17 protein-coding genes are annotated in these 12545 nt (G+C 57.6%); 6 read left to right on the top strand and 11 right to left on the bottom strand.

Translation table 11 applies throughout. The features are described 5' to 3' along the window. The first annotated feature begins 22 nt into the window (after nt 1-22). Complete coding sequence (locus HY011_35245) at nt 23-847, top strand: PD40 domain-containing protein (GenBank protein MBI3428211.1); 825 nt, start codon at nt 23-25, stop codon at nt 845-847. Between the two features lie 99 nt (nt 848-946). Here HY011_35245 and HY011_35240 read toward each other — a convergent pair whose 3' ends face one another. After that, nucleotides 947-1666: a zinc ribbon domain-containing protein gene (locus HY011_35240; protein MBI3428210.1), complete on the bottom strand. Its 720-nt coding sequence runs from the start codon at nt 1664-1666 to the stop codon at nt 947-949. Nucleotides 1667-2048: 382 nt separating this feature from the next. Between HY011_35240 and HY011_35235 the strand changes: the two genes are divergently transcribed. After that, on the top strand, nt 2049-3074 hold the full coding sequence (locus HY011_35235; GenBank protein MBI3428209.1) for a hypothetical protein: 1026 nt from the start codon (nt 2049-2051) through the stop codon (nt 3072-3074). A 583-nt stretch (nt 3075-3657) separates the two neighbouring features. On the opposite strand, the gene HY011_35230 is transcribed toward HY011_35235, so the two are convergent. The 10 genes from HY011_35230 to HY011_35185 form a co-directional block, all read right to left on the bottom strand. Then, nucleotides 3658-4089, bottom strand: a complete 432-nt coding sequence (locus HY011_35230; GenBank protein MBI3428208.1) for a molybdenum cofactor biosynthesis protein MoaE — start codon at nt 4087-4089, stop codon at nt 3658-3660. 9 nt (nt 4090-4098) lie between these two features. Next, complete coding sequence (locus HY011_35225; GenBank protein ID MBI3428207.1) at nt 4099-4485, bottom strand: HEPN domain-containing protein; 387 nt, start codon at nt 4483-4485, stop codon at nt 4099-4101. 114 nt (nt 4486-4599) lie between these two features. After that, nucleotides 4600-4887, bottom strand: coding sequence for a helix-turn-helix transcriptional regulator (locus HY011_35220; GenBank protein ID MBI3428206.1), 288 nt, complete (start codon nt 4885-4887; stop codon nt 4600-4602). Beyond that, entirely contained in the window at nt 4874-5206 is a 333-nt protein-coding gene (locus HY011_35215) for a type II toxin-antitoxin system RelE/ParE family toxin (protein MBI3428205.1), read from the bottom strand. The genes HY011_35220 and HY011_35215 overlap by 14 nt, the downstream gene beginning before the upstream one ends. After that, entirely contained in the window at nt 5190-5339 is a 150-nt protein-coding gene (locus tag HY011_35210; GenBank protein ID MBI3428204.1) for a hypothetical protein, read from the bottom strand. The genes HY011_35215 and HY011_35210 overlap by 17 nt, the downstream gene beginning before the upstream one ends. A 33-nt stretch (nt 5340-5372) precedes the next feature. Then, entirely contained in the window at nt 5373-5771 is a 399-nt protein-coding gene (locus HY011_35205; protein MBI3428203.1) for a hypothetical protein, read from the bottom strand. 81 nt (nt 5772-5852) lie between these two features. Beyond that, the gene (locus HY011_35200; protein MBI3428202.1) at nt 5853-6062 is read right to left on the bottom strand and encodes a type II toxin-antitoxin system HicB family antitoxin; all 210 of its coding nucleotides are present in this window, start codon (nt 6060-6062) and stop codon (nt 5853-5855) included. 21 nt (nt 6063-6083) lie between these two features. Next, nucleotides 6084-6344, bottom strand: a complete 261-nt coding sequence (moaD, locus tag HY011_35195; GenBank protein ID MBI3428201.1) for a molybdopterin converting factor subunit 1 — start codon at nt 6342-6344, stop codon at nt 6084-6086. Nucleotides 6345-6531: 187 nt separating this feature from the next. Beyond that, nucleotides 6532-7557, bottom strand: coding sequence for a gamma-glutamyl-gamma-aminobutyrate hydrolase family protein (locus HY011_35190; protein MBI3428200.1), 1026 nt, complete (start codon nt 7555-7557; stop codon nt 6532-6534). A 141-nt stretch (nt 7558-7698) separates the two neighbouring features. Further along, the gene (locus HY011_35185; protein ID MBI3428199.1) at nt 7699-8865 is read right to left on the bottom strand and encodes an AI-2E family transporter; all 1167 of its coding nucleotides are present in this window, start codon (nt 8863-8865) and stop codon (nt 7699-7701) included. 282 nt (nt 8866-9147) lie between these two features. Here HY011_35185 and surE point away from each other — a divergent pair, with 282 nt between their 5' ends. From surE to HY011_35165, 4 genes are all read left to right on the top strand, one after another. After that, nucleotides 9148-9888 carry a 5'/3'-nucleotidase SurE gene (gene surE / locus HY011_35180; protein MBI3428198.1) on the top strand — a complete coding sequence of 247 codons (741 nt, stop codon included), beginning with the start codon at nt 9148-9150 and terminating at the stop codon, nt 9886-9888. Continuing rightward, nucleotides 9885-10577 carry a protein-L-isoaspartate(D-aspartate) O-methyltransferase gene (locus HY011_35175; protein MBI3428197.1) on the top strand — a complete coding sequence of 231 codons (693 nt, stop codon included), beginning with the start codon at nt 9885-9887 and terminating at the stop codon, nt 10575-10577. The genes surE and HY011_35175 overlap by 4 nt, the downstream gene beginning before the upstream one ends. A 103-nt stretch (nt 10578-10680) precedes the next feature. Then, nucleotides 10681-11322, top strand: coding sequence for a DedA family protein (locus HY011_35170; protein ID MBI3428196.1), 642 nt, complete (start codon nt 10681-10683; stop codon nt 11320-11322). Nucleotides 11323-11481: 159 nt separating this feature from the next. Then, entirely contained in the window at nt 11482-12525 is a 1044-nt protein-coding gene (locus tag HY011_35165) for a DUF1698 domain-containing protein (protein MBI3428195.1), read from the top strand. Nucleotides 12526-12545 lie beyond the last annotated feature (20 nt).

Below are 12545 nucleotides of genomic sequence, written 5' to 3'. Positions count from 1 at the left end.
GTATGAAGGCAATCTCTGGGCGATGCATGCGGACGGAACCGGGTTACGCCAAATCGCCAGCGCGCCTGCCGGTGCGACCATCCAGGATTTTCTCTGGTCGCCTGATGGCAAGCGTTGTTACTATGCCATCGGCCACCATTTTTATGATGTGGCTATCGAAACGGGCAATCTGGCCAGCGGCGGCGAATTGACGGCGCCCGCCGGAATCACGATTGACCGCTTGGAAATGGGGCGGGATAAACGCACGCTGGTCGTGCACGCGCTGGACGCCGATTCGCAAGCGCGCGTGTACGCCGTCACCATCGGCGAACGCGAAGCCCGTGAATTGGCCGTGGATGAATATAATGCCCTGGCTTCGGCCACTGCTCCTATCATTCGCCAGGTCGGCGAAATGTCTGTTTCACCGGACACGCAATTCGTGCTTTTCAAGGAAGTCGTCGGCAGTGGCGAGGAATTGTTTGTCGCCGAGATTGAAACCGGCCGCAAATGGCAAGTCTCGAATTTAAGCGTGTTGTATGGCTTCGAACCGTCGGCAGAGACGATGGGTGGCCGCAACATTTTGGAAGCTACCTGGTCGCCCGATAGCCGCTATATCATTTTCAACCCGTCGCAATCCTGTTCAGAGATAGGTCTTTGCTACGGCAGGCTCTTTCTGGTAGATCGTTGGGGCGGGCCGCAGTTGCAACTCTCGATTGATATGATGATTTCGCTGCCCTTGGAATGGAACGGCCTGAATAACCTGCTGGCCTATGACGATGGCAGTGAGATCGTGCTCTCCGACACGAACGGCCAAACAAAACGGCTGGCCGATGGCAATCACCCCAAATGGCAGCCACCGGCGGAATAGTTTCCAACGCTGCCGCAGCTAAACGCTGAGAGAAGCGAATAAATCTGCTTATTGGCGTTCATCTGCGGCGCAATGCCCTCTTATCGCGGTTATCGCGGATTACGACTGATACTCAATCTTCGCCCCGCACTCTTTGCAAAACTTCGGCTTCCCTTCCATCTCAGTTCCGCAAGCCTTGCACGACAGCTTGGCGTTCATCGGCGTCCCGCATTCCGGGCAGAACTTGCTGTTGGAAGTCGTGCCGCATTGCATGCAAGACACGCCGATGATTGAGGGCGCGTTGGCGGCATTAGTGACCGGATTGACTGCCGGACGCGCGGGCGCTCCGTAAACATGCCCCGCGCTCATCTCGGTTTGTGATGCGTAATCAGTTTGTTGGGCGCGGTTGTAAAGTTGCTGGCGCGCCGCTTCAGCCTTGGCCGCAGCGTGTTGCGCGGCAAACTCCTCTTCGTAATTCGGCGCGCAGCCTTCGCAAAGATTGGCGGCGGCATTCCAGCACACATCGGGACAGACCCAGTGACCGCACCGTGTGCATTGATGAAAGTGCTGCTTGGCTTCTTCGACCGCTTCGGCAAAAGCATTGTCGTGCTGCTGGCCGCCAACGGCGCGCTGGATGTCATAGGTACTGTTGCCGACATTCGACCAAATGCCCCCCAGCACATTGCCGACGCCGCGCATGATGTCACCCGCGATGCCCGTCATCGAAGTCTGAAAGCGCGTCATATAGCCGTTATTGCATTTGTCGCAGAAAAATTTGAATTGATAACCGCGATCTGTCGAGAGGTCTTGGTGGTTGGCGGTAAATCGAATCAGTGCCATCGCTGTACATCTCCCTGTTGCTACATTTTGGTTGCTACATTTTGGTTACTGCATCTTTGAATTCAGCCAAAAGCTGCTCGCATCATACGAAGCACTGCCAAGCCTCGCAAGAAAAGATTGAGACGGTACCGCGCGCGTGAGCAAGCGGACGTTGAGAGCCTCAGCCATTAAGTGTCTCGTGCTTGCGCCGCTTGCTCACGCGCGCGGTACCGTCTCAGTGCTCCAAGGTTCTTTGCCGCTGCCCCCGTAATGTTTCCCGCCCGCTTACACTTCAAGGCGACCTAAGCTTCAACGCGACTCATCATCCCCACATCAACGCAGCCCACGACCCAATCAACACAATGCCCAAGAACAGCCCGACAGAGGCTGTAGGGAACTGGCAATGCGTACTACACACAAACACCTGCTGCACGTTCTAGTACTCTCACCCTTACTAGCCCTTTCGACTCTGGCCGCCGAGCCTGGCGCGCCGTATCCCAATGTTGCTGTGGTCAGTGATCAAAAAGCCGGTTCGTTGCTGGTCTATAACATCTATTCGTCTAGCAGCACCGAATTCAACGCAATCAATACGCGCATCAGTGTGACCAACGTCAATCAACTCGCGCAAGCCTATGTCCATTTGTTTTTCGTAGACGGCGCAAACTGCGGCGTAGCGGATTCCTATCTGTGCCTGACGCCTAGTCAAACCGTCACCTTTCTGATGTCTGACGTAGACCCAGGTGTCACCGGATATTTAGTCGCGTTGGCGGTGGACGAACGCACCGGCTGTCCGCTCAGTTTCAACTACCTGATCGGCGACGAATTCTGCAAACTGCCTTCGGGCCATTTCGGCAATCTGCTGGCCGAGTCCTTTGCGGCGCAATACGGCGGCGTAGCCGAATGCGACGCCGCTTCACCAAGCGCCACGCTCTGGTTCGATGCCTCGAGCCGCCCTGGCAGTTACAACCTGCTGCCGCGCACGCTGGCGGCAGACAACATCGCCGACCGCCCGACCGGCAACAGCACGCTGCTCGTCGTCAATCGCATTGGTGGTAATCTTTCATTCGCCGCCGCGACGATCAACAAACTCTTTGGCGTCCTGTATGACGATGCCGAACACGGCTACAGCTTTTCGATTGACGCAGGCGCCTGCCAGACGCGCACGGAACTGACGAACACCACGCCGCGTTTGACGCCGCGCTTTGAAACGATCATCCCGGCGGGCCGTAGCGGCTGGCTGAAGCTTTCTTCAACGGATACGACCGGCGGCCTGCTTGGCGCCGTCTTCAACTACCATCCCGAAACGGGTGCGGTGGCGAACGCCTTCAACGGCGGCCACAACCTGCATAAACTGACCTTCAACGACGCGAATGCCGGCACTGTAAATGCACCCAACCTAATCGTGCCGGTCTTTCCTCCGACTTGTTAGGCGTGGACTCTGCTGAGTTCCGCAAAGTCTCGATGAAGTCCTGTGAAGTCTCGAAAGCTTACTACGCCTTGCGCGCAGGACTTTCCCAGACTTATCCAGACTTTCTCCAAGTTCGCCCCAACGCGAAGACCGCTCAGCACTATTGAACCGTGGTGCCGTGTGTTGAGCGGTCTTCCGTCCCCATCATCGAGATGCAGCTTTGCTAGGCTGCTAGGTGGAACGCCGTGCGATGGTCTGACTGGCCTCGGCCATTGCAATGTAGGTTCCTCCAAAAACAAAGACCGCGCTGCCCTTGCGAACCGTGATGCCTTGGGTAGTGCGGTCTTTGTTCTTTTGAAATCAAAAGGCAAAAATCAAAAGGCAAAAATAACGGCATCTCTTCTTTTCATTTGAAAAATGGGTAGTGGGTCAATGGGGAGAGAGCCACGCCGCAGATCAACGCCGACCAACGCAGATCAATTGAATTGGCTAACAGGTCTGATCCGCGTTTTCCAGCGTTCATCCGCGGCCAGACCTCTCCACTTTGAGCCACTACCGAAAAATGAAGTGCCGCACTTTTGATTTTTGCCTTTTGCCTTTTGCTTTACTCTGGTCGTTGTCCTTCGACCCACGCTTCGCCGTCCTCGAAAATCTCTTTCTTCCAAATCGGCACGGTCTGTTTGACGCGATCAATCGCGTAATGACACGCCTCGAACGCGACTTTGCGGTGCGGCGAAGTCACCACGATGACGATGCTCGATTCAGTCACCGCCAGCGGGCCGAAGCGGTGGACGATGCCGATGCCCGCAATGTCGGGCCAGCGCGCACGCATTTCGTCGCCGACCTTGCGCATCTCTTTGACGGCCATCGGCGGATAGGCTTCGTACTGCAATTCGACCACGGGGCGGCCTTTGGTCTGGTTGCGCACCGTGCCGTCAAAGGTGACGACCGCGCCCGCCGCGCCCGTGAGCAGGCGTTGTTCGAGGGCGCGTTTGTCTATGGGGTCGCGGGTAATTTCAAAAATGTCTTCGTTCATCGCTTGTCCTCAAACCGGCAAGCCAAACGCCGTGCGAATTACCTGACGTACTCGGCGGCAATTTTCAACAGCCTGACGCGCTTCAGGCTGACTAGCCTCCTTGCCAGGGTATAGATAATCTTGGGTGTACGGGCCTAGTTGTGCCAACTCCGGTTGCAACACCTTCCATTTCGGCGCTAACCCCACCGCAAGTTTGACCGTCTTTTTCCAGGCGAGCGTTTTCTCAAACACGATGCCGTCTTCGTGTAAGCGTGCCTTCAGATATTTCTCCGCTGACTCGTGTGCGAGAAAGCAGGCCAATTCGGAGTTGATATATTTACGCGCTCGCAGAGTCCGTTGTGCCGACGTAAAATCCTCCTCTGCCTTGGCAATCCATTCCGCCGTAACAACTTTCATATAAAACCTTTCCATCTCCCGGCAACTCGCGCAAATCAGTCTCCGAATCCACGTGCGGCTGCCCCTAGGCATACGAGCCGAACAGGATGATCTTCTAAGGTTAGCAGCGCCGTACTACGCGAGTTCCAGCACCAGACGCCGGCCGCAAGCCTGGGCGTATTTGCGCAGCATGGCAATGGATGGGGAGCGCTTGCCAGTGGCCAGCGCGCGTTCAAGACGGGCCACGGCGGGGGGCTGCGTACCCATACGCTCGGCGACCTGTGCTTGCGTAAGACCCGCATCGTGCCGCGCCTTGAGTAGCAGATCGAGCAAAGCGCCTTCCTCATGTTCGATCCGGGCCACTTCCTTGCGCACGCCGGGGCGGCGCAGCAGCTTTTCGATGACTTGTTCATGAGTTTGCATGTTTCACCTCTTTCATTCGCTTCCGGGCAATGTCGAGTTCGCGCTGCGGCGTCTTTTGTGTCTTCTTGACGAACGCGTGGAGCATCACGATGCGCCGCCCCACGAGCGTGCAGAAAAAAACGCGGGCGATGCCCTCTGCGCCCTTCAACCGCAATTCAAATAAGCCATCGCTGAAAGCCTCCGTGTGCGGCTGTCCAAGCTTTGGCCCGACGGCAACCATCCGGCGCGTGAGCACGACATAGCGCGCCGCGAGCGTATCCGGCAGGGCGAAGATCGCTTCCTGGACGCGCTCGCTGTAATAGTCAATCGTGTATTCCACGCGCCGAGTGTAACAAGCATGTTTCTGTGACGGCAACGGCGACGACCGCGCCCGCCGCGCCGGTGAGCAGGCGTTGTTTGAGGGCGCGTTTGTCTATGGGGTCGCGGGTAATTTCGAAAATGTCTTCGTTCATAAAATAAGCATTGGCACCTTGTTCGGCCTGGGACTAAGTCATGCGGCGCCCATACAACATAGTGAAAAAGAACCACGCGACACCAAGCATTGAAAGAACCTGCGACAGAGTGAAGTACTTCTGATACACCAATGGCAGTTGCAATGTCTTCATCCTTCGCTGGTTCAGTACAGCACGAACGATGACATAGCCAATCAGCAACGTGAAGTAACCAACGCTGACTACCTTCGGGTCAAAACTTGTTTGCGTCATCATCAAATAGAAAGCAAGGATCAAAATCACCAGCGGGATCAAAGAATACGCACGAGCCGCCGAGAAGCCATCCATCAACCGCACTTTCTCGTCGGCAGAAAGCCTCCGGTAGCCCCGCTCATTGATGATTCGACTGACAATAATTGCTACCAGCAGCGCAATGTATCCCGACATTTCCATGGAAGACCCTCTAATCTGAACTAGGATTTGATAGCACCGTTAAAGCCTCTACTACCATGTGGCGGAAAATCAGCCAGCCCTTTAGGCTGCTTCCACATACTCCACCAAACTTGTTGGCTCTGGGTTTGGCAACCCATCTTCACGCAAGCCACGTAGATGTAATTCAATCGCATCCTGCATTTGCTGCGCCACTTCGGCCAGCGTTTTTCCAGTGGCAATGCAACCTGGCAAGTCAGGCAGATAAGCCGAATAGTTTCGCTCCCCTTTTTCAATAATCATCGCGTAGCGCATAACTTCAACTGCTCCCGCTCTTCACCCACCCGACACTGGCGGAAACACCGCTACCGTATCCCCATCCTGCAAGCCCTGATCTTGCCGCGCATGCTCTTCGTTCACAGCAAACAGCGCGCTGCGTTCAAAGCCCGCCAGCACCGGATGAAGCTGTTTGAGCTGCGCCCAGGCAGCGGCGACGGTGGCCGGGGCCGGAACGGTGCACGCCAATTCTTCCTGCCCGGCGGCTTCGCGGCAGGCGCCAAAGAGGAGCACTTTGATCTGGATTTCGCTTGTGTTCATCGTTAGTTCATCATGCGCGCAGCGCGCCAAAACGGTACGGGGAACGTGAGTGACCTGCGCCTCGGCAACCCAGGTCATCAGGGTTCATTGTACCCGTCAGCAATCCGCTCGCCCAGGTTCAGGTCGCTGACGCTCCCCGTACTGTATTGGCGCGCTGCGCGCGGCTCAGTTCAGTTCCCTGCACTTGTCAAAACCCAGTTGCGGGTACGCTGCTCCCGCCGCCTGCCGCCGTAGCCGTCTTGGCTTTCGTGCCTACAGGGAGTGGTTCCAGTTTGCCTTTGACCAGTTGCTCGCCTTTGCCGCGATACTTCAGGGCTTCGATCAGGAAGTTGCCGAAGAGCAGCCGCCCGTCGCGGCTTTCGTTGCGATGCTCCCAGTAATTGTCGGCCTGCCAATCCTGAAAGGACTTTTCCAGGTGGAATTGCACGGCGTAAATCAACTGCTCCGCCGTGCGTTTGACGATCATTTGGTATTCGGACAGATAGCCGCGCGCCAGATGTTTGAAGCCCGTGGGCAGGCGGTCAATTTCCAAGCCGTGATTTTGCCAGACGCGCAACAGTTGGCGGCGTTCGGTGTATTTCTGCCAGAGGTGCGCCGACGACTTATGTGGCCGGTCTTCGATGCCCGCAAAGATCGGGTCGTGGATGTCGGTAATCTTGACGAAGCGATATTGATATTCAATCAAACGCCCCTGGCGGCGCGTGGCGGGCGGCTTGCCGTCAATCGTGGTGATTTCCGCGCCAAAGGCCTGGCCGACCAGTTGATGTCCGCCGCAAATGCCCAGCACCGGCACGTGCGTGTGGCGGATGAACTGCTGGAAGCCCGCCAGCAGTTCGGGGTGATAGAAATCGAAATCGCGCAAGGTGCCGCTCAACACAATCGCGTCGGGATCGAACGCGGCCACAGTCGTATCATTCAAATCCGCCAGATGCACGGTGTGAACAATGGGCCGTTGCACCAGCCGCTGCACGTTGCCTGCGATGTTGGCGAGCGCCATGCCTGAAATCTTGCGTTCGAGGTCGGCCCAGCGTTTGGCGTTGAAATCTTTTTGACGGCGGGCGGTGTCAGAATACTGCGCCTCTTCGATGATGAGGTTGTTGACCAAGAGCACGCGCATTGTTTGGATGCGCGGCAGAATCACTTCAAACAGACAATACCGATCACTCACCAAGCCATGAATCGGCTCCTCCGGGTGCGCCTGTACTTCAGCCATGAATTTCCCAGTCTCCTTCGTTTGGTTTTGAAGCTGCTGCGTTCTGGTGCTCGTGTCGCTGGTCGCTTGCTGTCTATGACCGGCAATCTAATTCATGCCGCACATCAGGCTCAAGCAAAAACTACCGTGCGCCTGCCTGCCTCACGGTTCGCGCAAGCTGCTCACCAACTCATATTCGCCCGTGGCCGTCGCTTCATCCGCAGCAACAATCCGCCCCACCTGCAATTCACGCCAATGCCGAAAACAGACCAACAACAGCGCCATCACCGGCACGCCCAAAACCACGCCGGTCAAGCCGCCCAATTCCGCGCCGCAAATCACCGCCAGAATGACCAGCACGGGATGCAATTCGACGCCGCGCGCAATCAGGCGCGGATACACCACGTAATCGTGAATCAAGCGCAAGATCACCAAAAAGACCAGCACTGCGCCCGCGATTTTCAACGAAGCAAAGCTCGCCACCAGCACAGAAATCGCTCCGATAATGACTGGCCCTACGATGGGGATAAATTCCAGCAGTCCGGCGGCGACACCTAGCACTAGCGGATACGATGCACCCAGCAATCGCAAGCCCGTGCCGACAATGACGCCAATCAACAAACAGGCCAGCAACTGCGCGCGAATGTAGGCCGCCAGCGTTTCGCTCACGTCTTGCAAGAAATCGGCTACGCGCACGCGCATATCAGCTTTGGGCAGCGCGGCCAGGAAGTGTTGGCGAAAGTGCCGGCCATCTTTCAAAAAGAAAAAGCCCAGCACCGGAATCAACACCAGCCAATCCAGATAGAGCGTCAGGCTGACAGTGCTGAGCGCAAAGGATTGCAACCAATCCACCACGTTGGTTGTAGCAACTGCCAGCCAGTCGTTGAATTCCTGCTGCCAGCGCAGCGGCAAGCGATAGCGCCCCGGCAAGCGCGCCAGCCATTGACTGTATTGGTCGAGTTGTTTGAGATAGGCCGGCGCGTTCTCGGCCAGCGCGCCAAGCTGGTCGGAAAGCAGCGGCGCCAGCCAATCAATCGCCTGGACTGCGCCATAAAACAACAGCACGTAAACGGCAAAAATCGCCATCGCCCGTGGCACCCGCCAGACAATCGGGCCAAAGCGGCGCGGTCCGACCAACACGTTCACCAGCGGCGCGATCAGGTAACAAAATAGCACCGTGAAGATCAGCAGCAGGATGATCTTGCGCAAGGCGTAAAGCAGCCAGAGCACCAGCACCGCCGCCAAAACGAGCAGCAGAATTTGCAGCACGCTGCGTTGCAATGATTGCGCGGGAGGCATTGAATTGGAGGAAACAGGCGCGTCGTTCATAAGCGGTGGCGATTATATCGGATGCAACCGCGAAACGCCGTAGAAACCGTAGGGAAAGCTGAAGCCGTACCGCGCGCGTGAGCAAGCGGCGTTTGGCCCATATACCTATTACGCGAAAATGAAGCTGCCGCTTGCTCACGCGCGCGGTACTGCTTCAAGCAAAGCTGCCGCTTGCTCACGCGCGCGATACTGTTTCAAGCAAGCTGGCGGTTGCCATGCCCGCATTCGATAAGCGATGATGCGCGCTTCGTTTGACCTGAAGTTTTACCCCTGAGAGCACCTATGCCCAGAATTTTAGTGACCAACGACGACGGTTATTTCTCCGAAGGCATCGCTGCCCTCGCCGGCGCGCTCGCAGCGGTTGGCGAAGTCACCATCGTCGCCCCGGCCTCAGAACAAAGCGCCTCATCACATTCGCTGACGCTCACGCGGCCCTTGCGCGTGCGCCAGTTGGGCGAACGCCGTTATAACGTGGACGGCACGCCCACCGATTGCGTGGTGCTGGCGCTGATGACGATCCTCAAAGACAACCGGCCCGACTTGGTTGTTTCGGGCATCAATCACGGCGCGAATCTGGGCGATGACGTGACCTATTCGGGCACCGTCGCGGGCGCGATGGAAGGCGTCATCTTCGGCGTCCCTTCGATAGCCGTCAGCATGACGCAACGCGATGAACGCGATTTCTCGCACGCCGCGGCGCTGGCTGCCCGTTTGGCGGGCAAGGTTTTGCAGGAGGGCATCCCCGACGGCACTTTGCTCAACGTCAACGTACCGCCCGGTGAAATTCGCGGCGTGCGCTGGACGCAGCAAGGCATTCGCGGCGCCCAGGCGCACATCGTCGAAGGCGTTGATCCGCGCGGCAAGCAGTATTACTGGATCGGCGCGCAGATTTATGCCGCACAAGTAGAGCCCAACAGCGATTACGCCGCCATCAAAGAGGGCCTGGTTTCGATCACCCCGCTGCGCGTCGAATTGACCGATCAAAAGGCTCTGGAAAAATTGCGGGATTGGATGCTTGCATGACGGACGCGCGGCTGACGCAGCCCCTCAAACTAACCCCAACACAAGACACGCCCGCCTACGCGCGCCAACGGGCCGAGATGGTGGCGCTGCTGCGCAAACGCGGCATCCGCGATGAGCGCGTGCTGGCGGCGATGTCTATCGTCCCGCGTCATCTCTTTGTGCCGGAGCCCATGCGCCACAACGCCTATGGCGATCACGCGCTGCCGATTGGCAGCCTGCAAACGATCTCGCAACCGTACATGGTCGCGCGCGAAACCGAATTGCTGGAAGTCGGCAAAGACGACCGCGTCTTGGAAATCGGCGCAGGCTCCGGCTATCAAACCGCCGTGCTGGCCCTGGTCGCTGGGCAGGTTTTCGCGCTCGAACGCCTGACCGAACTGGCGCGCCCGGCGCAAACGCTAGTGCGCAGCCTGGGTCTCAACAACGCCACGATCAAATGGTTCGATGGCACCATCGGCTGGAGCGAGTTCGCGCCTTACCGAGGCATTCTCGTCGCCGCCGGTTCACCCGACGTGCCGCCCCCACTGCTCAATCAACTCACGCTCGGCGGCCATCTGGTCATCCCCGTCGGCACCGAAAAAGAACAACGCCTGTTGCGCCTCACCCGTACCGATTCCGGCGCAACAACCGAAGATTGTGGCCCCTGCCAATTCGTCAAACTGATCGGCAGACACGGCTGGCAGCAATGAAAGTGGTCGGTGGTCAGTGGTCAGTGATTAGCCATTCCGGCTTGCCACTGACCACTGACCACTGATCACTGATCACTGATCACTGACCACTGACCACTGATTTATGGAACTCATCAAACACTTCATTGACATCATCCTGCACCTCGACAAGCACCTGGTGGATCTGGTCACGCAATACGGCGCGTGGACGTATGGCATTTTGTTTTTGATTATCTTTTGCGAGACGGGGCTGGTGGTGACGCCGTTTTTACCGGGCGATTCGCTGCTGTTTGCGACGGGCGCGTTGGCGGCGACGGGCGCGTTGAATGTGGTCTGGTGTTTCGGACTGCTCTGCGGCGCGGCGATCATCGGCGACAACCTGAATTACTGGATCGGCTATCACGTCGGGCCGAAGGTGTTCAGCAGCGCGCAATCGCGGCTGCTCAACCGGCAGCACCTCGAACGCACGCACCAGTTTTATGAAAAGCACGGCGGCAAGACGGTGATCATCGCGCGCTTCATGCCGATCATCCGCACCTTTGCGCCGTTCGTCGCGGGCATCGGGCGCATGAACTATCCGAAGTTCCTGGCCTTCAGCGTTTTTGGCAGCCTCTTGTGGATGGGCATCTTTCTTTCGGCGGGCTTTTTGTTTGGCAATATCCCGGTGGTCAAACGCAACTTTACGCTGGTGGTGGTCGCCCTCATCCTCATCCCGGCGATTCCAGCGCTGAGCGAAGCCTGGCGGGCGCGGCGTGCCGCGAAATGAGGCAGTACAACCGAGAAAGAAAAAGAGATTACGGAACAGACGGAAATAACAAAACACACGGAATTGGCTTGGCTGGCTGGCTTCCGTCTGTTCCGTTATTTCCGTCTGTTCCGTAATCTCCTTCCCGTTGATTCGCTAGTTGAATAAGGCTAACCCGTTATGCCAATCGCTCCTGAAAACCCTGTTTACGACATCGTCAACCAAGTCGCTGACGAACAGCGCGAAGAGTATTTCGCCAGCGGCTGGTGGCATAGCATTGATCTCGGCAATGGCATTGTCACGCCCGGCGCGCACAAGCTGGGCGAGTTGCAAGAGAACTTCGCGCGCTTCAATTTGCCCGCCGATTTGACTGGCAAGCGCGTGCTCGACATCGGCTGCTGGGACGGCTTTTACAGCTTCGAGGCCGAGCGGCGCGGGGCCGAAGTCGTCGCGATGGATTGCTGGCAGCCCGAAAAGTTTTTCATCGCGCACGAGGCCCTCAACTCACGCATACAGTTTCACGAACTCAGCGTTTACGAAGTCACGCCGCAACGGCTCGGCACCTTCGACATCGTTTTCTTTCTGGGCGTGCTTTATCACCTGCGCCATCCCTTGCTGGCGCTCGAACGCGTGTGCGCCGTGACGCGCGAATTCGCCCTGCTCGAGTCGCACGTCATTGATAATGCGCGCGACACCACCTACCCGAACATGGAGTTTTACGAGTGGGATGAATTGGGCGGCCAGTACGACAATTGGTGGGGGCCGAACAGCGCATGCATGTTGCAGATGACGCGCGCCGCCGGGTTCGCCCGCGTCGAAGCGCTGCGCCCGCAACTCTCGCGCAACGTGCTCAAAGCCTATCGCCGCTGGGCCGATTGGCCTGCCGAAGCGCAATCGTCCTTGCATTTGCGCGCGGCAACCAACGCGATTCACTTCCAACCGCAAACCCCCGTCAGCGGACGGCATGCCTTTCTCGCGCTTTGGGTAGACGGTTTGCCCGCCGAGGTCACGCGCGAACAACTGCGCGTCGAAATCGGCGGCTACGGTTGCGCGCCTTATTTCGCGGGGCCGTCATTGAAAGCGGATGGCACGTTGGATTGCGTGCAGGTCAATGTGCCGGTGCCACCGGGGCTGAGCGCGGGCACGACACCAGTGCGGCTATGTTTCGGCAATCAAACCTCAAATGAAGTGAGCGCGCAGTTAGTCACCGGCAGCGAATGGTAATTCAGCCAAGCGCACGGGCC

It is taken from the genome of Acidobacteriota bacterium, from assembly GCA_016196035.1.
In the GTDB taxonomy this organism is placed as follows: domain Bacteria; phylum Acidobacteriota; class Blastocatellia; order RBC074; family RBC074; genus JACPYM01.
The sequence above is the reverse complement of the archived record's forward strand: the minus strand, read 5'-3'. Positions and strand labels throughout refer to the sequence as shown.

Coding starts and splice junctions, on each gene's coding strand:
- HY011_35210 (MBI3428204.1), bottom strand. CDS start 5,339: ATGAACGAAGACATTTTCGAAATTACCCGCGACCCCATAGACAAACGC.
- surE (MBI3428198.1), top strand. CDS start 9,148: ATGCCCAGAATTTTAGTGACCAACGACGACGGTTATTTCTCCGAAGGC.
- moaD (MBI3428201.1), bottom strand. CDS start 6,344: ATGAACACAAGCGAAATCCAGATCAAAGTGCTCCTCTTTGGCGCCTGC.
- HY011_35240 (MBI3428210.1), bottom strand. CDS start 1,666: ATGGCACTGATTCGATTTACCGCCAACCACCAAGACCTCTCGACAGAT.
- HY011_35200 (MBI3428202.1), bottom strand. CDS start 6,062: ATGCGCTACGCGATGATTATTGAAAAAGGGGAGCGAAACTATTCGGCT.
- HY011_35165 (MBI3428195.1), top strand. CDS start 11,482: ATGCCAATCGCTCCTGAAAACCCTGTTTACGACATCGTCAACCAAGTC.
- HY011_35235 (MBI3428209.1), top strand. CDS start 2,049: ATGCGTACTACACACAAACACCTGCTGCACGTTCTAGTACTCTCACCC.
- HY011_35190 (MBI3428200.1), bottom strand. CDS start 7,557: ATGGCTGAAGTACAGGCGCACCCGGAGGAGCCGATTCATGGCTTGGTG.
- HY011_35230 (MBI3428208.1), bottom strand. CDS start 4,089: ATGAACGAAGACATTTTTGAAATTACCCGCGACCCCATAGACAAACGC.
- HY011_35245 (MBI3428211.1), top strand. CDS start 23: ATGCATGCGGACGGAACCGGGTTACGCCAAATCGCCAGCGCGCCTGCC.
- HY011_35170 (MBI3428196.1), top strand. CDS start 10,681: ATGGAACTCATCAAACACTTCATTGACATCATCCTGCACCTCGACAAG.
- HY011_35225 (MBI3428207.1), bottom strand. CDS start 4,485: ATGAAAGTTGTTACGGCGGAATGGATTGCCAAGGCAGAGGAGGATTTT.
- HY011_35220 (MBI3428206.1), bottom strand. CDS start 4,887: ATGCAAACTCATGAACAAGTCATCGAAAAGCTGCTGCGCCGCCCCGGC.
- HY011_35175 (MBI3428197.1), top strand. CDS start 9,885: ATGACGGACGCGCGGCTGACGCAGCCCCTCAAACTAACCCCAACACAA.
- HY011_35205 (MBI3428203.1), bottom strand. CDS start 5,771: ATGGAAATGTCGGGATACATTGCGCTGCTGGTAGCAATTATTGTCAGT.
- HY011_35185 (MBI3428199.1), bottom strand. CDS start 8,865: ATGAACGACGCGCCTGTTTCCTCCAATTCAATGCCTCCCGCGCAATCA.